Here is a 20,143-nt window from a genome sequence, read left to right as displayed (position 1 = left end):
TCCTTCACGACCAGATCGGCAGATTAAGCCACCAGGTCCACCATTCCGGCCAACCCTTGGTCCACAGCGGGCCGCTGATCACGATACATACCGCGCTCCAGAAGCCGGCATTCATCGCCAGCAAGAGACCAACACGGTGAATGCCCAGGGTGCCAACTGAATAGCCGATGAGATCACGGAAAAACGAGTCTTCGTATTCCGGCGATTTTACTTCCCCACCCTCGGGTGGATTGACCGCCGACAGCACCAGTGCACCATGAAGCGCAAGCGCCAGTGTGGTGGTGAAGAAGAACGATACGGCAAGCATGTGAGCCGGGTTATAGTGGAAGTGCAGGTACTGGTATCCCGTGTTGGAAACCCAATCGAGATGGCTGAAAATCCCGTAAGGGAAGCCAAAGTGCCAGCCGCCCAGCAGGACGGGACGTATCACTACCAGGGTGAAATAGGCAAAGATCGCCATACCAAACGCTGCGGGCACATGAAAGCCCATGCCAAGTTTGCGGCAAATCTCAACTTCGCGCAGCGCCCACGAAGTGAACGATACGAGTGCGCAGACCGTTATGACCTGCCAGAACCCGCCTTGTTTGAGCGGCGCTAGTCCAAGCCCATATTTAAGGTCTGGTGGCGCGATCGAAATCAGCCAAGGGTTCCATGTTGGGCCTTGTGAGGCTGCGTAAAAGATGAGGGCAGTGCCGAGCGATGCGAAGATCGCAGTTACTACGCCGAAGAAGCCGACGTAGAACGGGCCCACCCAAAAATCGAACAGGTCGCCACCAATCAGAGTGCCGCCGCGAACGCGATATTTTCGCTCGAAACTTAGGAGTGCCATAGCTCTACCCCTCCCCACCGTCGCGCGGTGAGCTTATGTGATTAAAGTGATCAAACCCCAGAGGCGGCGGTGATTAAGCCACCGCCTCTTGAATGGGGAGCTGTCAGGTTGACGCCGGTGCGGCGACGGCCGTTGCAATGCCTTGCGCCGAATTCGGACCATCGAGCCAGTTGAAGGTGTCGGTGCTGAGCAAGATGAAGTGAATCACCATTGCAAGTACAAACAAAAATGCAGCCATGGCGACAAGCGCCCTGCGCGGATCGAAAATAAGCCAGACTCTCCACATGGTATCTATCCTTGTGTAAGATGGTAATATCCAACGACAAAGTCCGTCGATGGATTAGCGGTTTGGTTTAGAACCAGGGCTTCCACATCCAAACCAGTGTATGAGCAGCAACAGCCACGGCGGTGAAGCCGAGGAAACCGCTCATGAACAGTTTGTGGAATTCCTTGGCTTCTTCTGGGGTGAGGTAGGTTCTCAGCCCGAAGCGATCATCAGGATCACTCATAGCCCAATCTCCAATTCAGTGTTGGTGATAGAGAGGCAAATGGCCTCTTTCGGTATCCGCACGGAGAATTCCGCATGGATGGGGTTGTCTGGCAATCCTGCGACGGGAGCCAGAAAAAGGGGAGCTGCGCGCGTCATGCGATTTGCGCTTCCAGCAAGGCATCGGCCAGACGCTCTGCCGAAACACGGGTCTCGCCAGTGCGGCGGGCAGCGGCCTCTGCCGCGTCGCGCAAACGCTTAGCAGCAGAAATTCGGATCAGCACCGGCTGGGCTTCAACCAGTTGGTCAAGCTTGGCCTTGGCATCATCATCCCACGGCAGCTCGCGGTGTTCGCGCGTCGGCGTGGCGGGCACCTGATCCAGCTGGGTTGAAAGCGGCAGGATGTGGAACAGCGCATCGAACAGCGCATTGCACACTTCCTGGATCAGATAGGTCGCGCCGGAATAGCCCATGAACGGCGTGCCGATATGCCGCCGGATCGCCGCACCCGGGAAACTGGCGGGAATATAGATCCCGCGCCCCCCGCGCTCGGCCATATACATGCGCTCGTTATAGCTGCCGAACACCACCAGTGGCGGGTTGTCATGGATTGCGGCGCGCACGTCCTCGTTGCGCGGCTTCACCCCGGCGCTGCGCGCAAAGGCAAAGTTGCAGGGCAAGCCCATATCTTCTTCAAGAAAATGGCGGATGCCGCGCGAGTATGTTTCATTCGCCACGATGCCAAAGCTGGCGGTGGCAAAGAAATCCTGCGTAACCGAACGCCACAGGTCCCACAGAGGCTTGATCGTCGTGTGTTTTTCGCGGGTAATGAACGGCTCTGGATCAAGCCCCAATTCCGCGCCCAAAGCGCGCAGGAAGCTGGTCGTGCTGGTCAGCCCGATCGGGGCCTGGAAATAGGGCCGCTCCATCAATTCGCACAAGTTGCGGCCAAATTCGCGATAGAGGCAGACGTTGACCTGCGCATCAGCAAGGCGGCGCACATCGGCAAGATGGCTGCCCAGCGGGAAAGCCATGTTCACTTCGGCGCCAATGCCTTCGATCAGGCGGCGGATTTCTGCCAGATCGCTGGCCATGTTGAACATGCCATAAGCCGGGCCGATGATGTTGACTTTGGGCTTTTCACCCGCTTTCACTGGCTTTGCCGCAGGCACAGCCTTCGGCCCGAATTCTGTCCACAGCCAGCTCAGCGCGCGATCCGCGGCTTGCCACTGGTCTTCATCGATAGTGCGCGGCAGGAACCGCTTGATGTTGGTGCCCATCGGCGTCACGCCGCCACCGATCATCTCGGAAATGGAACCGGTCACGACCACTGCCGGCAATTCCGGGTCGAGCGTTTTCCACGCCCGCATCATCGCCGCCTCGGTGCCGGTCTTGCCCAGCTCTTCTTCGCCAAGGCCGGTCACTACAATCGGCAATTCGTGCGGCGGCAACCCGTCAGTATAATGCAAAACCGAGGTTACCGGCAGGTTTTCACAACCCACCGGCCCATCGATGATCACCTGCAATCCCTTGATCGCGGTGAACACATAGACGGCGCCCCAATAGCCGCCAGCCCTGTCGTGATCGAGCACCAAGGTCATGCCTTGCCTCCTGCGCAACGGGAGATCACGACGAAATGTCGAGCGCTGTGGTCGAGGACAAGGGTCATGATCCCACAGCCTCCGCAGCTTTGCGCGCAGCTTCATTCAGCGCGGCATATTTCTTCTTGAATTGCGGGCGGTCCTGCGGAACATCTTCCCACACGCCTGCACCAATGCCGGTGCCCACGCCGTCAAAGAACGCGGTCATCTTGTTAAAGCGGGCCTTGTTGGCCATCGCGGCGTTAACCACCTGCGCCAGACTGCCAGCCCCTGCCACACCCATCAGCGGGCGCGCTGAAATCAGGTTGGTGAAGTATAGTGCCGGGATCGCCTTTTGCTTGGCGTGCTGCACCACCGGTGTGGTGCCAATCGCCAGATCGGGGCGGAATTCTTCAACCGCGCCAATATCCTGCTCAAGACTCGCGCGGAAATTAACGCGGACGCCGCGGCTTTCCAGCCATTCGCGATCAGGATCGGACCAGCGCGTGCGTGGGCAGGCGCTGCCGACATAAGGCACATCCGCGCCGCTTTCGATCAGCAGACGAGCGACCAGCAGTTCCGAACCCTCATAACCCGAAACCGTGATCCGGCCCTTGATCGGATTGGCCGCCAATGCGCCACGAATGGCGGCAACGAAGCGGTCCTTGGTCAGGTCGACGGTGTGTTGCGCAATGCCGCAGGCCGCACCAATCGCATCCAGCCACGCCGCAGTGCCATCCGCACCCACCGGGGCTGACCCCACGACCGAACGACCGGCGGCTTCGAATTCGCGCACGCTGGCAGTATAGAACGGATGGATTGCGGCAACGGCGGCGCAATCAAGCGCGGAATAAAGCTCACGCCATTCGCGTGTCGGCACAACCGGGCCAGCGGCAAGGCCAAGCGGCTCCAGCATCTGGCCGATGCCCATCGGATCGACCGGGAACATTTCGCCCAGCAGCGTGATCGTCGGCTTGTCCGGGCGGTTGGCGGGGGCAGGGACGGGGCCTTCTTCCACTTCGGTGCGGGCATAATTCAGCATCGCGCCGGCCAGCACATCTTTGGCTTCGGCGTGGGTAGGAATGCCAAAACCGGGCACATCGATGCCGATGATACGCACCCCGTTGATCTGCTTTTTCAGCAGCCGCAGCGGCACACCACTGGCTGTGGGAACGCACAAGTTGGTGACAACAATCGTATCGTAAAGCGCCGGATCGGCAAGGTCTTCGACCGCTTCCTTGATGTCCTCAAACAGCTTGCCGGTCACCAGCGATTCCGAATTGAACGGAACATAGCCCACCGTGCGACGCGCCCCGTAAAAGTGCGAGGTGAAGGTAAGTCCGTAAACGCAGCAAGCCGATCCTGAAAGGACGGTGGCCGTGCGGCGCATGCGCAATCCAACACGCAGTGATCCAAACGCTGGACACATGCTTTGCGGCTGGTCGTGAGGGCCGACCGGATAATCGGCGGCATAGCGCGCGAGCAACTCGCTCCCCTGCGCTTTGTTCGTGGCATCGCGCAGGACATCGGCCTGGGCATGGCATGCGCCGCCCTCAGTCGACACAGCGGCAGCAACGCCCGGCTCAGCCACGGCATCGAAATCAAGCCGATCAGGTTCGCGCGCTCTATCGGACGCCAGGGTGGTCATGACTCAAACCTCGTCATAGATCACCTCGAGCGAAGGCCGCGTTTCATATGTCCCGCCGCGCATATCAGCCTGTGTTGCTGGAAGTAGCTCGATGCCGCCTCCAGTTTCTTCGGGGGAAAACAGGCCCAGCAACCCGTCCTGGTCGAGGGGACGGGGTTGGCGCGGCGGTGCCTGAGCGACATTATCGGCAAGCTCTGCAAAGAGACTGCCCCATTGGCCGTCAGGTTTTCCGATAATCTGGTAATTGGCTGATTTGCGTCGGATATCTTCGTCTGCCGGGATCGCGCACAGCACGGGAATGTCGACGGCCTGGGCAAAGGCCTTGGCCTCGCCCGTGCCATCATCCTTGTTGATGATCATGCCGGCAACGCCAACATTGCCACCCATCTTGCGGAAGTATTCCACCGCCTTGCAGACGTTATTGGCCACATAAAGCGATTGCAGATCGTTCGATCCTACGACGATCACCTTCTGGCACATGTCGCGGGCAATCGGCAGGCCGAAGCCGCCGCACACCACGTCGCCCAGAAAATCGAGCAGGACAAAATCGAAGCCCCAATCATGGAAGCCCAGCTTTTCCAGCAGTTCAAAGCCGTGAATAATCCCGCGGCCGCCGCAGCCTCGGCCCACTTCCGGCCCACCCAGTTCCATCGCGAACACGCCATCACGCTGGAAGCACACATCTTCGATGCGCACTTCTTCGCCTGCCAGTTTCTTGGCAGAGGACGTTTCGATAATGGTCGGGCAGCTTTTGCCGCCGAACAGCAGGCTGGTGGTATCCGATTTAGGATCGCAGCCAATCAGCAACACGCGCAGGCCCTGTTGCGCCATCATGTAGCTGAGGTTGGACAGGGCGAAGCTTTTGCCCGATCCACCTTTGCCATAAATGGCGATGATCTGGGTTTCCTTGCGCACTTCGCCGGTGTGAACCGGATCAGGCTCTATCGCGGCTTCATCCCGCAAGTGCTGATCGCGCTGGGCCATTTCGTCTTCGAGCATAGTCATGCGCATTGGCTCCAATCGAGGACCATCTTCAGACAGTCGGCATCGAGAAAGGCGTCTGAATAGGCGGTCTTTGCATCGGCAGCAGACCGCATATCGGTAATCACACCCGACAGGTCGAGCGCGCCGCTTTCGATCAGCGCGCGCGTGGTGGCCAGATCATCGGGCGCCCATTCTGCGGCTACGCGAAAACGCGCTTCGATCCGGAAAGCAGGGGCAAAGGCAAAACTTGGGCGATTGGCATAAAAGCCTGCCAAAACAATCTCGCCTTTTTTGCCAAGCCGCCCTACCAGCGCATCGAGACCATCGGCATCGCCGCTGACATCATAGATTGACGTGTAATTGCGGCGGTCATCGTCCTTAGGAGCAATGACGTCATAGCCTACAGCGCCATTGCGGCGGGCAGGGTTGCGTTCCCACACAACCGGTGCAGGTGCTCCGCAAGCAATCGTGATCCGTGCCAGCAACCGGCCCAGCGCGCCGTGCCCGATAATCAGATCAGGCGGCGTGCCATCCTGCATGGCGTGAAGCGCGGTGGCGGCAAGCGCGAACAACACGCCATCTGCCCCCAGCTGCTCGGAAATCGGAAAGGCGCGGGCCGATGGCACGATCAAACGCTGTGCGGTGCCGCCAAACAGTCCGCGCGCATCAACATAGCACGTTGCGCCCGGAACGAAGACCCAATCACCGATGCGACCTTGCGCGTCAGCTCCGGCATCCACAATTCGGCCTACCGATTCATAACCGGGAACCAGCGGATAACCCATGCCGGGGAAGGGCGGCATCTCGCCGCTCCACAGCAGCTTTTCGGTGCCGGCGCTAACCCCGCTCCAATGAATGTCGATCAGGACGTCTGAAGGGGCGAGGCCGGTGAAGCCTGAGCTTGCGGAATCCGAGCCGGTCAATGCGAGCTTGCGAAGCGCAATGCGCCTCGGAGCTTCCAGTATGACCGCCAGCGCGTCCATTCCCCTCGATCCCCTTTCCGGCCTTGTGGCCCTGCCCCGGTATCCGGATGGGATACGCTAAGGCATGGTTCACAATACTCTAACGGCAAGGGGTGTCAAACAGTTTGGACGGTTTTATATGTCAAGTTGAGCTTACAATCATGCTGGCAATTATCGGTTGCGGAGTTTTGACGCGGCTCCACCGCGCAAATCCGGCACTTTGCAGCATTTTCCCGTATTCCGCGGCAGAGCGGGGGCGGCCAGAATTCATCGCCCACAGATACATTCCGAAGTAGGCATCCCCCATCTCTTGCGCGCCGGGAGTTTTGGCCATGGGTTCTACAATGATCAGGCGGCCACCCGGGGCTAGGCCGCGACGAATTGTGCGCAATAAATCAAGGCTTTGTGCATCATCATGGTCATGCAAAATGCGCACCAAGGTGATGCAATCATAGCCTTGTGGGATCGAGTCGCGGAAAAAGTCGCCAGCGTGCAGCGCGATTCGGGAACCAAGACCGGCCGACTCGATGATAGTTGCCGTTCCTGCAATGACCGGCGGCAAATCGAACACCCCAAGCGCAAGATTCGGGCAGGCTCTGGCCACCGCCTGAACAAATGCGCCATGCCCACCGCCCACATCAAGCAGGCGTTTGTGCTTGTCAAACCGGTACGCAGCAATGGCTTCATGCGCGACCATCGCCTGCGATGCCGCCATCAGTTCAGAGTAGCGATCTGCGGTTTCGCCGGGGGTTTGCGCGCCGTATCGCCAAAAATCTGCCAAGGCTGTCGGCGCTTGGCGATCACGCTGTAACAGGGCGACAGGATCGGCCAGATCGGCGTAAAGCAGTGGGTGGTGACGGATCATCGCCAATGCGCCATGGTTGGTCCGCAACGATGCGCCAAGCTGCCCCAGCATCCACCACCCAGGCGAAATTTCCTCTGCCAAATCAAGCGCAGCAGCGGCGCGCACAAGGCGCAAAGCGGCATCTTCGCTCAGCCCGCTCTGTGCAGCAATTGTTGCAGCATTGCAGGGGCCATTGTGCAGCAGATCAAGCAAGTTTAGCTGCACGACGCCAAGCACCACTTGGGTGTAGGTGAACCCTGCAACAAGATTGAAAGTCTGCGCTGCCCGTCGCCTTGCCATAAAGCTGAAGGGCGGCACACGTGCGGCCCAATCCTGAAAGCTGGCACTGCCCAGCATGCGGTTGCGCCAGGCGATCCAACGCCGCTTCCATTCCGGCGGTTTTACCCCGGAGTGCTCGCTAATCTTGTCCATATGTCAAAAAGATTGGACATATAAATTGTAAAGGTCAATTGCATTCACGCAAGGATTGATCTGCTGCGTTCAGCGCACTGAAGGTTCATCCCGATCGGGTGGCGCTTGCGTCTCATCGCGTTTACGCTTGTCAGCAGCAATCTCGCGGTTGACCGACCACAATTGATAAAAACCGAAGCCGAGCGCTACAGCGCCGCTGAAGACCAGCTCTATCCAGCCGAAGTTATCTGACAAATAGCTCATGCCATGCCTTCTCCGTTATCAGCCCGGCCCACAAATTCGCGAATAAGCGCGGCGGCGGTTTCGGGTTGTTCCTCATGGGCAAGATGGCCTAGACTAGGCAGCACCTCAAGCGTGCAATGGGGCAGGATGCGTGCGGCCTTTTCTACCGAAGCCAGCGGCACCGCGCTATCTCTGTTTGAATGCACCAACAGCACGCGATTGGCCACATCGGGCAGCATGGCACTTAAGGCTTCCAGATCCCAGTTGGCCATCATCTCAAGCGCCCCGCCGCAATGGTGATGATTGCCCAGCAACGTCGCGTAATGGGAAATGCCCGCCACACCGATCTTCGATCCGGTCGCCTTTTCCAGAAACTGCTTTGGCTCGCCCGCCCGGCGCGCGGTGGCGGCAAAAATGCGTGGAACGAACGGGTTGATAAACAGCATCTTGGCCAATTGGGGAAAAATCCGCGCAGCAAGCCCAGGAAACGGCATTAGCGCCGGGTTGAACCCGATGACGGGCACCGCTAATGCGCTGTCACACACGGTTTGCAGCGCGATTGCTGCACCGGCAGAATGCCCCGCTATCAAAACCGGCTGCTGATCGAGCGCCGCCAGCAAATCCGCCAGCGCGCGCGCCATGCCCTGCAACGTCAATCCGCCAGCGGGCCGTCCTCTGGTAAAGCCGTGCCCCGGCAGATCAGGCACGATCACCGTAAAATCAGGGGCCAGCAAGGGCATCAAATCGCGCCAACTGTGCGATGCCGCCCCCGTGCCATGTAACAGCAACAGCGCTGGTCCAGCGCCCATCACTTGCACGTGCCATGTCAATTTCGGGGTTTCGATAAAGCGGCTGGCGGCACGGTTCGGCCAATTCCGGCCATCGGTTTCCCAACGCAGCACGCTCATCGTCTTGCCCTTTGTGCGGGGCGAGGCTCGGGCTGCGCGGTGACAAGCGCTGCCTGCAATTTGCGCGCATCAGCCATCGGTAGCGGCAGATAGCGTGCGCGCATTGCCTCGGCCAATTGCTCGGCATCGGGGCGAGGGCGCGGCGAAATGTCGATCACGAGCGCATCGCATCCCGCTGCTGCCATGCCGCGCGCCGCCGCCAGCGCATCTTCGCGCGCTTGCGGGCGGCCCGGTGTGCCATCGGCGGCAATATTCGCACTACCATCTGTCAGGAACACGAACATCGGTGTTCGCCCGCGCGAAGTGATCGCTTCGCCCAATTGCCGCGCCAACGTGATTCCGGTTGCCAAGGGCGTACCGCCACCTCCAGGCAATTCGGCCAAAGCGCGCTTGGCGCGCGTGAGCGAGCGGGTAGGGGGCAACAGCACATCGGCTCCAGACCCGCGAAACGCAATCAGCGCCACTTCGGTTCGCTTCACATAAGCCGCAGCAAGGATCAATTCGACCGCACCCTTTGCTTCGGCCAATCGCGCCACAGCGGCAGAGCCCGATGCATCGACGCAGAACACGGTGACCGTCGTCGATCGCTCCTCAAACCGACGCACACGCAAATCGTCGCGGCGAAAGCGGATCATCCCGCCTTCACGCACCGAAGGTTCACGCTGGCGGATGGGCTGCCACGGGATCGCCGCGCGCAAAGTATCCACCAGCGCCAGCCGCACGCCACCTCCCGGCATTCCGGGCCGCGCGCTCAAAGGGCGTCCGCGCAGCTTTGATCCGGTCCGCCGTCCCGTGCCGCCACCGCGCGCAGACCGCATCGCACGGCCAGAGGCAATCTGGTCCAACACATCGCGCGGGATAGCGGCCTGTGCGGCTTCCAGCACACGGTCTTCGGGTGGAGCCCCATCCTGTTGCTGATCTTGCGGATCATCGTTCTGGCGCGGCTCGTCTTTATCCGATGGGGGAGGGGGCTGGTCCCCTTCGCTTTCAGGCTCGGGCGGCAGCCGCGTCGCGCGCGGGGCCAGCACAAGCCGCGCCGCTGCTTCAAGATCGGGCAATTCAACGCTGGTTCGCCCAGCCAAGGCAGCATGCGCCCGCGCCGTCACCCCTGCAAACAACAGCGGACGTATCGATGCAACGCCCAATGCCTCAGCCGTTGCGGCCAATATCATCAGCGCATCATCGGGCAGGGGGGCAACCGCCTCCAGCGCGATCGCACTTTCGCCAAATGCCGGTGCATCCACCAAAGCCCGCAGACCCGAAAGATCACATTCAAACGCGATCCGCTCCAGCAGGGATAGTGGCGGGCGTTCATCGGTCTCCACGCCATCGTCGAGCAGGATCAGGGTGAATCCAGCACCCGTACTTGCAGCATTATCCAGAGCCTGCGCCAAACGGCCAGACAAGTCTTCCCGCAGCCGTTCGGCCATCGGCACGCTTAACACGCCGCCAGCCACTTCGGCCATTAGCCCGCGCTGATGCACCACTCGCCCCGCAGCAAGACTGGCCGCCACATCCGTCCCGCCTGTCAGCCGGTCATCATCAATATGCCCAGGCAAGCGCCGCCACGGCTGCTCCGGCGGGACATGCGCCCGCAAAGCATCAATCACCAGATCACGCGCAGGCCCACCCCCGCGCAAGGCAATGCCGCCCAAAGCCTGCGGTGCCAGCGCCAGCAAACGGACGGCAAGGTAGGCATCATGCAAAGCGCCAGGCGCGGTCTCGCCCGAAGCGTTTGCGTTCGGATCAGGTATCATCCGAAGTGTTCGGCAATGGCCCGTTCAATCCGGGTGGTCGATCCGGTTTCGTCCAGAATATCGCGGCGCAACCGGTGGCGCAGCGCCATCGGTGCGATTTGCAACAAGTGTTCGCGCCGCACCGTCTTGGCACCATTAAGCGCAGCGATGGACCGGGCCGCGCGCATCAGCGTCAATTCGCCGCGCAATCCATCAACGCCCACCGCGCTGCATAATGTGGCGGCATCAACCAACACATCGTCAGGCACCTCCAGTGATGCAAGCTTGCGCTGTCCGCGCGCGATTTGGCGCAGAATTTTGTCGTCTTCTTGCGCCCAAAGTGCACCAAACGCCACCGAATCGCCATCATGTGCCGCACAACGGCGCATGATTTCCACGCGATCATCAATCGCGCGCGGGGTGCGCACTTCCACGGCAAGGCCGAAACGGTCGAGCAATTGCGGGCGCAATTCACCCTCTTCGGGGTTGCCGCTGCCCACCAGCACGAACTTGGCTTTATGGCGCACAGAAAGCCCCTCGCGCTCCACCACGTTCTCACCCGAAACGGCAACATCCAGAAGCAAATCAACAAGATGGTCTTCCAGCAGGTTGATCTCATCAATGTATAGAAAGCCGCGATGGGCGCGGGCCAAAAGGCCGGGTTCGAACACCTTTTCGCCAGTGCGTAATGCCCGCTCCAGATCAAGCGAGCCAAGCACGCGATCCTCTGTCGCGCCCAACGGCAAATCAACAAACGGCACCGGCTGCTTATGCGCTTTCCCACCGCCAGCACTGGCCGTGCAAGGCACCGGGCAAGTGCGTGGACCAGCAGCGGGCGCGCAGCCAAAGCGGCAGCCGTCCATCACCATGATGGGCGGCAAAAGCCCAGCCAACGCACGCGCTGCGGTGGATTTTCCGGTGCCGCGATCACCAAATACCATGACCCCGCCGATGGATGGATCCACGGCCGCGATCAAAAGCGCTAGCTTCATCTCATCTTGGCCGACGATTGCAGAGAACGGAAAGCGTGCCATATGTCCAATACTCTGGACAACTAAATGCGTCAATACAAGCGGTTTTTCGGTTTATTCAAATTTGCCCATTAGCCGTTTTTTCAAGCTGCGCATCGTGTACCAGACCGTTGCCACTACGGGCACCACAAGCACACCCACCACGGAATCGCCCGATACACCCAGCATGTCATGGGGTACGGCGTACAGTGCGTATTTGATCAGGCCCAGCAAATAGTAGCTGAGCGCCACCGCCGATAGACCCTCGACCAATTGTTGCAGCCGCGCCTGCATGGTTATGCTGCGCTCCATAGACCGCAACAATGATGCGTTCTGATTCTCGATCCGCGTATCGATCCGTGCCCGCAACAGCGATGCCAATTGCTCAGTACCTTTGGCCAAACGCTCAATCCGTTCGGTTGTGGCAAGGCATGTGTTCATCGCGGGGCGAAAGCGCCGCTGGGTAAAGTCAGTGAGCGAGGCATAACCCTCGATCGGACGGCTTTCGATTTGCTCAAGCCGTTCCTCGACGATCTGGCCATAAGCGCGTGTGGCATCCAGCCGGAAGGACATTGATGTGGAGAAGGACGCAAGATCAAGCGACAGGTGGGAGAGCTCCTCCATCAAGCTATCATCGCGGGCTTCGCTATTGGCAATGCGGTCCGCCAGATCGCGCAGTCGCACTTCGGCAGCGTCAAGCTTTGGCCAGCATTCGCGGGCGATGGGCAGGCCTAGCAACGCTTTGTTGCGGTAATTACCCAGTTCCTGCATCCGTTGCAGCTGGCGGGTAAGATCACGCTCGTCAGCGCCATTGGCGGCCACGATCAACCGCCCGAAGCCATCATCCATGATGCGGAAATCGGACCAGATGCGGATGGTCCCGCCCAGCGTGCTGGACACCAGTTCATCACGGTTGAGCGATATTTGTTCCAGAAGACCGGCGACATGGGCATCGGTTTCCCCCAGCCAAACCCGTGTGCTGCGGACGATTTGGCCGGGCAGTTCCAGTGCCCAGGCAATTGCCGTGTTGATATCCGTATCGCTCGCGGGATCGAGAAAACCCGCTTCATCGCAATCGCTGGCAAATAGCGTAAGGCTGCTTCCTTCGCTCTGCCGCTCCCATGTGAAGGATACCTTGGCGTTGATGACGCCTTCACGATGCGATGGGTTGCCGACCAGATCGTTTTTGCCCGATTGCGCTTCAACCGCCGCTAGTTCGGCGGGGCGTTCATCGTCCGATACGGCCAGCACCCACTGGATGATATGGCACGGTACCGGAAGCAGGGGCCAGCGCCGCAAGTGCATCTCGCCCACGGCCCGCCGTCTAAGTTCATGATCCCGCACAGTCGCCGTCCCCTCAACCGGTGGCGCGAATTCTTGATAGCCATTCGCGCGGCATCACGGTCTCGCGTTAAAGATATGGTAAGTGGTACGGGTCGGCAAACAGATTCAGTATCATCCGTTCAGGCCCTCAAGAGCTCATTCGGTGGCTGGCGGCAATCGATAAATCAAACAACTTTTGCGCAGTTACAACCGCCGAAGGCGCATTGGGGGCGGTTGCATCGGCCCCGACTTCCTTTGCTAACGCAGGATTGGCGGTGAAGCATGGCCCGCCAACCATGATTCCGATGTAGCGGTTTTGCGAATGCTCGCGCAATTTCACGATGGTTGATTTCAGGCTGTCTATCATTTCATCCGACGCCAATGTGAGGCCTGCTACCGCAAACCAACCCTCTTTCGCAGCCGTCACAACATCTTCAACAGTTCCAGATAACTCCGTGTGAACTTCCCAACCTGCGGCAACCAGGAACCGTTCGACCATCGTGACGCCAAAGGAATGCTGGTCACCCGGAGTCATTGCCATCAGCACCTGCCGCCGCTTATCCAACGAGGGGACGTGGTGCGTATTGTTAAAGATCGCCAGCAGCTTTTGCAGCCGCGCTACGCCCAATGTCACATCAATAAAATCGCACTCATCACGGTCCCACATTTCGCCCAGATAACGTGCTGTCGGCTCCAGCAGTTCGACGAACAGCGTTTCCATCGCCACACCGCGATCACGCAGCACGATAATATAGGCAACGGCGGCTTCCAGATCGCTGCCCAAAACGATGTCGGCAAGATCGGTTATGTCACTGTTACTAGGCGCAAGCGCCTTTATAATTTCCTCGATCGGTGGTGCATCAGGAACAACATCGGCATGAATGCGTAATAGCTGGGGAATGACTTTGTTTGAGATGAGCCGTGCGAGTTTCACCTGCCGCGCAGCAACATCATCCCGACGATAAATGTCAGATGCGATGAAATGCGTTTCAAGCCTGTGAAGGCTCTGCCGGTCAATCGCCGGAAATGCCGCCTTGGCCGCCTGTCCCATGGTGCTTCCCTTTTTTTGTACCGATGCCGTAATCTGCCTCGACAAGACAACACAACCGCGTACCTCTGTCGAGGGCAGATCAAAAACCTGCCCAAAGGGGCAAGGGAATATATTGGTTGGGTAATACTGTTAACAGCTCAATGCTGCGCTGCAATATTGCCATATACCCATTGATATAGCACAACGCAGCGAGCTTGTTGCAGCCTATTCAATAGTTTAGCATCCGCCCATTGGAGAGGGTTCAAGCCATGATTACGCAATTGATCTATATGTCTCAGCCTTTTGGGTATGACAGCGCAACGCTCTCGGGGATACTCGCCACGGCGCGGCGCAACAATCCGCAGCATGGGTTAACAGGGGCGCTGATTTGTCGGCAGGACATCTATCTGCAAATGCTGGAAGGGCCGGCGCAAGCAATCGATTCGCTGTTTGAACGCATTGCGGCTGATCCACGCCATTTGGAAGTGAAGCTTTTGAGCCGGTCGGAAGTTGCAAGTCGGATGTTCCCGGATTGGGCGATGCTGCATGATCCCTCCCACACGTGGCATTGGTCGCCCGACGACGTCAGTCAGGGTGCGATTGCCAAAGCCAGTGTTGAAGAATTGCAGAGCGTATTCCGGCGGGTAGCAGCCTGACGGGCGCTTGGGGCACCCTGCACAACGGCACGGGGAAATCCGGCATGGGGCGCACCGCTCCGAAGTTTTGACGATCCATGTGAAGGCCCGGTGCCATTGCTGTGACACCGGGCCTTTGCAGCCTTAAGGTTGTGCTATCAGAATCGGATAATTGACGCCAAGCTGAACGAGATATGGCGGATACTTGGCCGGATCGTAATTGAACTTTTTAAGCTCGGGCCGGATGCGCTCCATCAATTCCTTGTTGAGGTGGATTGCTGGCTGATCTTCGGGAGTGAGTACAGGATCGTACTTTTCGTCTTTCATCTGCACGGTCTTGAAATAGGTCTTGGCATCGCTCATCAGCTTTGGCGTGGTCATCACATCGAGCACGGTCATCGCCATGGCCGGGGGCTCCGGGAACCATTGGCTTGATTCCGGGAACGCCCGGCATTTGCGACAGGCCAAGCAAGCCATCAACGTCAGACCCCAGAGCCACGACGGGTCCTTCGCCATTGCTCCATGTTGCGGTCCACGCAGACGGGATACCCGCAACGCCCTTTGTGATCGTAAAGCCGTTCTTTTCAAGGATGCCGGTCAGATAGTCCGCCGTCTGGAATTCTCGAAAGCCCGGTTCCTGAAAGCTGAATACGGAATCGACCATCTCCTGAACCAGTTTGGCATTGCCATCGATCAGTGCTGCTGCTTCGGTTTTCAGGGCAGTTGGCGCTTGGGCGTGCCACTCCGGCCTTGGCTTCAGCTAGATTTTCAGGCGAACGCCCAAACGGAAGACCCGGCCCAGCACATCGTACAAGTTGCGATTGGTTTGCGGGTATGCAGGCGTGTTATCGCCTGTCGGGCCATTACCGACCAGTACAGGATCGCTGTTGAACAGATTGCGGACGTATAAGAACACTTCCGCATCGGTTCCGGCAACGGCAAAACGCTTGGTCAACGATGCATCAAGATACCACTGGCCCGCGATCTTGTTGGTATTGATCGTGCGGAAGTCTGCGGTCGAGGCCGGGCAGCCGGTTTGGCATTTCGTACCAGCGACTGATTCCTTGCGATATTCAGCGCCCAAGGCCGTTTCGCCAGCGAGGGGAAGTTCGCCACGATCGCGCTTCCCGCTGCCCCCCGGACCACCGCTTGGCTAAGCAGCAGGTTTAGACACAAGTCCTGCGGCTTCGGCGGGGGTGGCAACCGGTTCGTTACGGTCTTTGCGTTCGGAGTAACGGTCTACCAAATGGGCGGCATGCGGGCGCATCAGCACTGTGAACCGCACAAGCTCTTCAACCACATCGACGATCCGGTCGTAATAGGCCGAGGGTTTCATCCGCCCGGCATCGTCAAACTCCTCATAGGCCTTGGCGACCGAGGACTGGTTCGGAATCGTGAACATCCGCATCCAGCGGCCAAGGATGCGCAGAGTGTTGACGCTGTTGAATGATTGCGAACCGGCACTCACCTGCATCACCGCCAATGTCCGGCCCTGAGTCGGGCGCATCCCTTTATAGGCCAGTGGCAGATGGTCGATCTGCGTTTTCATGATGCCGGTGATCTGGCCATGGCGTTCCGGGCTGCACCAGACCTGACCTTCAGACCACAGCGAATGGGCGCGCAATTCAGCGACGGCGGGGTGATCATCATCCTTCACCTGATCGGGCAGCGGCAGGTCTGACGGATCGAAGATGCGCGTATCACAACCAAAGTATTGCAGCAGCCTCGCGGCCTCCTCGACCACCAGCCGTGAATAAGAGCGTTCGCGCAAGGAGCCGTAAAGCAGCAGAATGCGCGGTGGCGGATCAAGATCACCCAAACCTGCGGCAGGTTTGGGTTGCGCGTATTGTGCCTTCAGAGTGGGCAGGTGGTCGGGATCGGCAAGGTGGCGCAGGCGTTCGAATGTCACGGTTGTCACGCTCCAAAGCCTCGTGGCGGCACAGTGTCTGGAAACCAGCGCTTCCCGAACCAGAACGCGACGTTCACCAGCAGGATCAGCACCGGTACTTCCACCAGCGGGCCGATAACAGCAGCAAATGCAACCGGCGAGGCGAGGCCGAATGCCGCGATGGCAACGGCAATTGCCAGTTCGAAATTGTTACCGGCCGCAGTAAAGGCCACTGCCGTGGTGCGCGGATAATCGCTGGCGATCAGTTTGCCCATGAAGAAGCTGATCGTGAACTGGACCACGAAATAGATCGTGAGCGGAATGGCGATGCGGATCGTGTCACCGGGCAAGGTCACGATGTCGCGGCCTTTGAGGCTGAACATGGCAACGATGGTGAATAGCAATGCGATCAGCGTGATCGGGCCAATGCGGGGCAGGAAGGTCTTTTCGTACCACTCGTCGCCCTTTGCCTTTGCCAGCCATTGGCGGGTCAGGAATCCGGCAAGGAAGGGAATGCCAAGGTAGATCATTACGGCTTCGGCAATGGTCCCGAAGCCGACGTTTATAACACTGCCCTCAAGCCCCAGCAGCGGTGGCAGGAACGATAAGAAAAACCACGCATAGATGCTGAAGAACAGGATCTGGAATATCGAGTTGAACGCAACAAGCGCGGCGACGTACTGGTTGTCACCCTTCGCCAACTGATTCCACACGATCACCATCGCGATGCAACGGGCAAGGCCGATCAGGATCAGTCCGGTCATGTATTCCGGCTTGTCCGACAGGAAAAGCACCGCCAGTGCAAACATCAGCACCGGGCCGATGATCCAGTTCTGGACCAAAGAGATTGCCAGTACCCGCTTGTCTTCAAACACGCGGGGCAGTTCGTTGTACCGCACGCGGGCAAGGGGCGGGTACATCATCAGGATCAGGCCGACAGCGATGGGGATATTGGTGGAGCCCCATGACATGGCATCAATCGCCTTCGGCAAGCCGTCAAAAGCAGATCCCAAGCCGACGCCAGTGGCCATGGCGAGGAATATCCAGAGCGTCAGGTAGCGATCCAGGAACGACAGGCGTTCAGGTTTGCCAGCGGCTGGTTTGGTCCCGTTCATTATCGGGCCGTTACGCGGTTGCCAGCGGCATCGATCACCAGTTCGCCGTCTTCCTTGGCAAAGGCGGCGCGCTGGGCTTCGGGAAGAAGATCGAGCACTTCTTCGGAAGGACGGCACAGCTTTACGCCGAGGGGGGATACGACCAGCGGGCGGTTGATCAGGATCGGGTGTTCGATCATCGCCTCGGTCAGTTGCGCGTCGGTCAGATCGGGGTTGGCAAGGCCAAGTTCGGCAAAGGGCGTACCCTTTTCGCGCAGCAGCGCGCGTGCGGGGATGGCGGCGCGGGCGATCAGGTTTTCGAGCATGGCGCGCGAGGGCGGTGTCTTGAGATATTCGACCACATGCGGTTCGATTCCGGCGTTGCGGATCATCGCCAGAGTGTTGCGCGAGGTGCCGCATTCGGGGTTATGGTAGATGATGATGTCAGCCATTGTGTCCTCAAGCGTTGCAAAGCGGGGTTGGGGGGCAGTTCAGATCGGCGAACAGATCGCCACACATTTCGGGCGCGCCCTGGCAGCAGTCTGCAAGCAGGAAGACAAGCAGGCGGCGCATGCCGGGGTAGTCGGCGCGGTAGTGGATCAGGCGGCTTGTCCGGGTTGATTGCACGAGGCCCGCGTGTTCCAGCGTGGCCAGATGATGCGACATGGTGGAGGGCGGAACGCCCTGCTTTTCCGCGATGGCACCGGCGATTAGGCCACCAGGGCCGGCCTTCACCAACATGCGGAATACCGCAAGGCGCGTTTCGTGGGCGAGGGCGGCGAGGGCTTCGATCGCGTGGTCTTGGGGGGCGAGTTCGTTCATGCTTGCACCTTTTGCAAGTTGATGAAGTACATGCGCACGAGCATGAGTCAATCGATAATTCGAGAATTATCGAAATATGGCCGTAGGGCGCAGCAGTGCTTCCGCTTTGGCCGGACAGTGACCGGCTTTACACTGTTTCGGCAACCCCCATCACGCAGGTGGCCTGACTGGACAAGGTGCCGCCATTGCTGTGCGCCAATGCGATCTTTGCGCCGGTGATCTGGCGCGCGCCCGCTTCGTTGCGCAATTGGCGGATGGATTCAACCAACGTGAAAAGACCGTACATGCCGGGGTGGCAGAACGAGAGCCCGCCACCATTGGTATTGACCGGCAAGCTGCCGCCCGGTGCAATCGCTCCGCTGGCGACAAACGCGCCGCCTTCACCCTTTTTGCAAAAACCAAGGTCTTCGAGGAACAGGATCGTGTTGATGGTAAAGGCATCATAGAGGTTTACCACATCAACATCCGCCGGGGTGAGGCCTGCCTGGGCAAAGGCGCGAGCGCCCGATTCCGTGGCGGCGGTGACGGTGAGATCATCAAGCTGCGAGATTTCCGAATGCCATGTGGCCGAGGCCGTGCCCAAAAGCGAAACCGGCGGCTTGCGCAAGTCTTTCGCGCGGTCAGCGCGGGTCATCACCACGGCGGCTGCGCCATCGGTGACCAGACAGCAATCTGCCACGCGAAGCGGATCGGCCACAAGGCGCGTGGACAAAACATCGTCAATCGACAGCGGTCCCTGCCGGAAGGCTTCGGGGTTGAGATTGGCCCATTGCCGCGCCGATACGGCAACCGATGCCAGATGTTCGGATGTCGTGCCGTAAACATGCATGTGGCGCGATGCGGCCAGAGCATAGGACGCAACGGGATTGTTGGGCCGATAGGGGTGTTCGAAAACGGACGGTGCTTGCGCGCTGACCAGTTTGCCCGCGCCCGTGCGCTGGTTGCTGCCATAGACGATCAGTGCATAATCGATCAGCCCGGCATCAAGCGCGAGTGCGGCCCATTCGGCATGGCCCAAAAAGGCCGATCCGCCGGTGCGGCTGTTGTTGGTCATCTTGGGGCGGATGCCATAGTATTCGGCGATGCTGAGGCCCGAGAGGAAATCTGCAGGAAGGCAGATAAACAGGCCGTCGATCTGCGAAAGCGAGAGGCCTGCATCTTCAACCGCCAGGCGTCCGGCCTCTGCGGCCAGTTCCATCGCGGTATAGCCCGGAGCCTCGCCACAGCCGAAGGTTGCCGCGCCGACGAAGGCGGTTTTGCCGCGCAAGTGTGCACTTGTGGTCATGCTGCGGCCTCCGGTTCGAAAACAAGGATTTTGGCGTCGTCAGGGCCATCGACGATGCAGGCGCGCACGCGCATGCCGATGCGCACGGCATCAGGCGCTATGCCTTGGACATGGGTCATCATGCGCGGGCCTTCATCCAGTTCGACGATGGCGACGTTCACATCGGCGGCGGGCGGCTTCACGCGCTTTACGGTGGTGGCATAGACAGTGCCAAGCCCGCTTGGTTGCTTCCACACCATATCTGTAGCCCCGGTTTTCGGGGCGACCATGCGCGGGTAATAGACCCATTCACCCGTGCTGGGCGAATGCTGGAGCATAAAGCGGCCTTCCGCCAGATGGCGGAAGTACGTCGATGTCGGCGCGGCCTGCGTCAATGCGATCTCCTGTTGTCCAAGCGAATAGGTGTGCGAGAACCGCGCGATTC

At 59.4% G+C, this 20,143-nt stretch carries 23 protein-coding genes and 1 pseudogene; 1 reads left to right on the top strand and 23 read right to left on the bottom strand.

What is annotated here, in order from left to right; genetic code table 11:
- Window positions 1–4 precede the first annotated feature (4 nt).
- The 14 genes from pufL to IP81_RS02585 form a co-directional block, all read right to left on the bottom strand.
- Window positions 5–829, bottom strand: coding sequence for a photosynthetic reaction center subunit L (pufL, locus tag IP81_RS02640; RefSeq protein ID WP_054106409.1), 825 nt, complete (start codon window positions 827–829; stop codon window positions 5–7).
- Between the two features lie 103 nt (window positions 830–932).
- The gene (gene pufA / locus IP81_RS02635; RefSeq protein WP_054106408.1) at window positions 933–1,115 is read right to left on the bottom strand and encodes a light-harvesting antenna LH1, alpha subunit; all 183 of its coding nucleotides are present in this window, start codon (window positions 1,113–1,115) and stop codon (window positions 933–935) included.
- A 67-nt stretch (window positions 1,116–1,182) separates the two neighbouring features.
- Window positions 1,183–1,338, bottom strand: a complete 156-nt coding sequence (pufB, locus tag IP81_RS19510) for a light-harvesting antenna LH1, beta subunit (protein ID WP_082355910.1) — start codon at window positions 1,336–1,338, stop codon at window positions 1,183–1,185.
- A 133-nt stretch (window positions 1,339–1,471) separates the two neighbouring features.
- Entirely contained in the window at window positions 1,472–2,917 is a 1,446-nt protein-coding gene (gene bchZ / locus IP81_RS02630) for a chlorophyllide a reductase subunit Z (RefSeq protein WP_054106407.1), read from the bottom strand.
- A 64-nt stretch (window positions 2,918–2,981) separates the two neighbouring features.
- The gene (bchY, locus tag IP81_RS02625) at window positions 2,982–4,544 is read right to left on the bottom strand and encodes a chlorophyllide a reductase subunit Y (RefSeq protein WP_082355909.1); all 1,563 of its coding nucleotides are present in this window, start codon (window positions 4,542–4,544) and stop codon (window positions 2,982–2,984) included.
- A gap of 3 nt (window positions 4,545–4,547) precedes the next feature.
- On the bottom strand, window positions 4,548–5,549 hold the full coding sequence (locus tag IP81_RS02620) for a chlorophyllide a reductase iron protein subunit X (protein WP_054106490.1): 1,002 nt from the start codon (window positions 5,547–5,549) through the stop codon (window positions 4,548–4,550).
- A complete protein-coding gene (gene bchC, locus IP81_RS02615; RefSeq protein ID WP_054106406.1) occupies window positions 5,546–6,511 on the bottom strand; it encodes a chlorophyll synthesis pathway protein BchC in 966 nt (321 codons plus the stop codon). The genes IP81_RS02620 and bchC overlap by 4 nt, the downstream gene beginning before the upstream one ends.
- 121 nt (window positions 6,512–6,632) lie before the next feature.
- Window positions 6,633–7,766 carry a methyltransferase gene (locus tag IP81_RS02610; RefSeq protein WP_054106405.1) on the bottom strand — a complete coding sequence of 378 codons (1,134 nt, stop codon included), beginning with the start codon at window positions 7,764–7,766 and terminating at the stop codon, window positions 6,633–6,635.
- A gap of 69 nt (window positions 7,767–7,835) precedes the next feature.
- Window positions 7,836–8,009, bottom strand: coding sequence for a hypothetical protein (locus tag IP81_RS20020; RefSeq protein ID WP_157573050.1), 174 nt, complete (start codon window positions 8,007–8,009; stop codon window positions 7,836–7,838).
- Complete coding sequence (gene bchO / locus IP81_RS02605; RefSeq protein WP_054106404.1) at window positions 8,006–8,896, bottom strand: alpha/beta fold hydrolase BchO; 891 nt, start codon at window positions 8,894–8,896, stop codon at window positions 8,006–8,008. Before bchO ends, IP81_RS20020 begins: the two co-directional genes overlap by 4 nt.
- The gene (locus IP81_RS02600; protein WP_054106403.1) at window positions 8,893–10,653 is read right to left on the bottom strand and encodes a magnesium chelatase subunit D; all 1,761 of its coding nucleotides are present in this window, start codon (window positions 10,651–10,653) and stop codon (window positions 8,893–8,895) included. Before IP81_RS02600 ends, bchO begins: the two co-directional genes overlap by 4 nt.
- Window positions 10,650–11,666 (bottom strand): magnesium chelatase ATPase subunit I, encoded by a 1,017-nt coding sequence (bchI, locus tag IP81_RS02595; protein WP_054106402.1) that lies wholly within the window; start codon window positions 11,664–11,666, stop codon window positions 10,650–10,652. Before bchI ends, IP81_RS02600 begins: the two co-directional genes overlap by 4 nt.
- A 51-nt stretch (window positions 11,667–11,717) precedes the next feature.
- A complete protein-coding gene (locus IP81_RS02590; RefSeq protein WP_054106401.1) occupies window positions 11,718–12,986 on the bottom strand; it encodes a DUF3422 domain-containing protein in 1,269 nt (422 codons plus the stop codon).
- A 127-nt stretch (window positions 12,987–13,113) separates the two neighbouring features.
- A complete protein-coding gene (locus IP81_RS02585; protein ID WP_197274492.1) occupies window positions 13,114–13,899 on the bottom strand; it encodes a B12-binding domain-containing protein in 786 nt (261 codons plus the stop codon).
- Window positions 13,900–14,264: 365 nt separating this feature from the next.
- Here IP81_RS02585 and IP81_RS02580 point away from each other — a divergent pair, with 365 nt between their 5' ends.
- Window positions 14,265–14,651, top strand: coding sequence for a BLUF domain-containing protein (locus IP81_RS02580; protein ID WP_054106399.1), 387 nt, complete (start codon window positions 14,265–14,267; stop codon window positions 14,649–14,651).
- A 123-nt stretch (window positions 14,652–14,774) separates the two neighbouring features.
- Here the strand turns inward: IP81_RS02580 and IP81_RS20015 are convergent, their stop codons facing one another.
- The 9 genes and pseudogenes from IP81_RS20015 to IP81_RS02540 all read right to left on the bottom strand — a co-directional run bounded on the left by IP81_RS20015 (window position 14,775) and on the right by IP81_RS02540 (window position 20,093).
- Window positions 14,775–15,035 (bottom strand): hypothetical protein, encoded by a 261-nt coding sequence (locus tag IP81_RS20015; RefSeq protein WP_054106398.1) that lies wholly within the window; start codon window positions 15,033–15,035, stop codon window positions 14,775–14,777.
- A pseudogene (locus IP81_RS21210) lies at window positions 15,028–15,390 on the bottom strand (amidohydrolase); the annotation flags it as partial. The gene IP81_RS20015 and the pseudogene IP81_RS21210, both read right to left, overlap by 8 nt.
- A complete protein-coding gene (locus IP81_RS02570; protein ID WP_054106397.1) occupies window positions 15,391–15,714 on the bottom strand; it encodes a TonB-dependent receptor in 324 nt (107 codons plus the stop codon).
- A gap of 69 nt (window positions 15,715–15,783) precedes the next feature.
- Window positions 15,784–16,548 (bottom strand): arsenical resistance protein ArsH, encoded by a 765-nt coding sequence (arsH, locus tag IP81_RS02565; RefSeq protein WP_304437621.1) that lies wholly within the window; start codon window positions 16,546–16,548, stop codon window positions 15,784–15,786.
- Window positions 16,545–17,633: an ACR3 family arsenite efflux transporter gene (arsB, locus tag IP81_RS02560; protein WP_054106396.1), complete on the bottom strand. Its 1,089-nt coding sequence runs from the start codon at window positions 17,631–17,633 to the stop codon at window positions 16,545–16,547. Before arsB ends, arsH begins: the two co-directional genes overlap by 4 nt.
- Window positions 17,633–18,064 (bottom strand): arsenate reductase (glutaredoxin), encoded by a 432-nt coding sequence (gene arsC / locus IP81_RS02555; RefSeq protein ID WP_054106395.1) that lies wholly within the window; start codon window positions 18,062–18,064, stop codon window positions 17,633–17,635. The genes arsB and arsC overlap by 1 nt, the downstream gene beginning before the upstream one ends.
- Window positions 18,065–18,071: 7 nt before the next feature.
- The gene (locus tag IP81_RS02550) at window positions 18,072–18,434 is read right to left on the bottom strand and encodes a helix-turn-helix transcriptional regulator (protein ID WP_054106394.1); all 363 of its coding nucleotides are present in this window, start codon (window positions 18,432–18,434) and stop codon (window positions 18,072–18,074) included.
- Between the two features lie 127 nt (window positions 18,435–18,561).
- On the bottom strand, window positions 18,562–19,719 hold the full coding sequence (locus IP81_RS02545) for a thiolase (protein ID WP_054106393.1): 1,158 nt from the start codon (window positions 19,717–19,719) through the stop codon (window positions 18,562–18,564).
- Entirely contained in the window at window positions 19,716–20,093 is a 378-nt protein-coding gene (locus tag IP81_RS02540; RefSeq protein ID WP_082355908.1) for a Zn-ribbon domain-containing OB-fold protein, read from the bottom strand. Before IP81_RS02540 ends, IP81_RS02545 begins: the two co-directional genes overlap by 4 nt.
- Between the last annotated feature and the right edge of the window lie 50 nt (window positions 20,094–20,143).

The organism is Novosphingobium sp. AAP83 (assembly GCF_001295795.1).
Classification (GTDB): Bacteria; Pseudomonadota; Alphaproteobacteria; order Sphingomonadales; family Sphingomonadaceae; genus Novosphingobium.
The sequence above is the reverse complement of the archived record's forward strand: the minus strand, read 5'-3'. Positions and strand labels throughout refer to the sequence as shown.

Excerpts from the sequence above, each read along its gene's own strand:
- IP81_RS02600 (WP_054106403.1), bottom strand. The coding sequence starts at position 10,653 with ATGATACCTGATCCGAACGCAAACGCTTCGGGCGAGACCGCGCCTGGC.
- bchI (WP_054106402.1), bottom strand. The coding sequence starts at position 11,666 with ATGGCACGCTTTCCGTTCTCTGCAATCGTCGGCCAAGATGAGATGAAG.
- bchO (WP_054106404.1), bottom strand. The coding sequence starts at position 8,896 with ATGAGCGTGCTGCGTTGGGAAACCGATGGCCGGAATTGGCCGAACCGT.
- IP81_RS02545 (WP_054106393.1), bottom strand. The coding sequence starts at position 19,719 with ATGACCACAAGTGCACACTTGCGCGGCAAAACCGCCTTCGTCGGCGCG.
- pufA (WP_054106408.1), bottom strand. The coding sequence starts at position 1,115 with ATGTGGAGAGTCTGGCTTATTTTCGATCCGCGCAGGGCGCTTGTCGCC.
- IP81_RS20015 (WP_054106398.1), bottom strand. The coding sequence starts at position 15,035 with ATGGCGATGACCGTGCTCGATGTGATGACCACGCCAAAGCTGATGAGC.
- bchZ (WP_054106407.1), bottom strand. The coding sequence starts at position 2,917 with ATGACCTTGGTGCTCGATCACGACAGGGCTGGCGGCTATTGGGGCGCC.
- pufB (WP_082355910.1), bottom strand. The coding sequence starts at position 1,338 with ATGAGTGATCCTGATGATCGCTTCGGGCTGAGAACCTACCTCACCCCA.
- IP81_RS02610 (WP_054106405.1), bottom strand. The coding sequence starts at position 7,766 with ATGGACAAGATTAGCGAGCACTCCGGGGTAAAACCGCCGGAATGGAAG.
- IP81_RS02620 (WP_054106490.1), bottom strand. The coding sequence starts at position 5,549 with ATGACTATGCTCGAAGACGAAATGGCCCAGCGCGATCAGCACTTGCGG.
- pufL (WP_054106409.1), bottom strand. The coding sequence starts at position 829 with ATGGCACTCCTAAGTTTCGAGCGAAAATATCGCGTTCGCGGCGGCACT.
- IP81_RS02580 (WP_054106399.1), top strand. The coding sequence starts at position 14,265 with ATGATTACGCAATTGATCTATATGTCTCAGCCTTTTGGGTATGACAGC.
- arsB (WP_054106396.1), bottom strand. The coding sequence starts at position 17,633 with ATGAACGGGACCAAACCAGCCGCTGGCAAACCTGAACGCCTGTCGTTC.
- IP81_RS02550 (WP_054106394.1), bottom strand. The coding sequence starts at position 18,434 with ATGAACGAACTCGCCCCCCAAGACCACGCGATCGAAGCCCTCGCCGCC.
- IP81_RS20020 (WP_157573050.1), bottom strand. The coding sequence starts at position 8,009 with ATGAGCTATTTGTCAGATAACTTCGGCTGGATAGAGCTGGTCTTCAGC.
- arsC (WP_054106395.1), bottom strand. The coding sequence starts at position 18,064 with ATGGCTGACATCATCATCTACCATAACCCCGAATGCGGCACCTCGCGC.
- bchC (WP_054106406.1), bottom strand. The coding sequence starts at position 6,511 with ATGGACGCGCTGGCGGTCATACTGGAAGCTCCGAGGCGCATTGCGCTT.
- bchY (WP_082355909.1), bottom strand. The coding sequence starts at position 4,544 with ATGACCACCCTGGCGTCCGATAGAGCGCGCGAACCTGATCGGCTTGAT.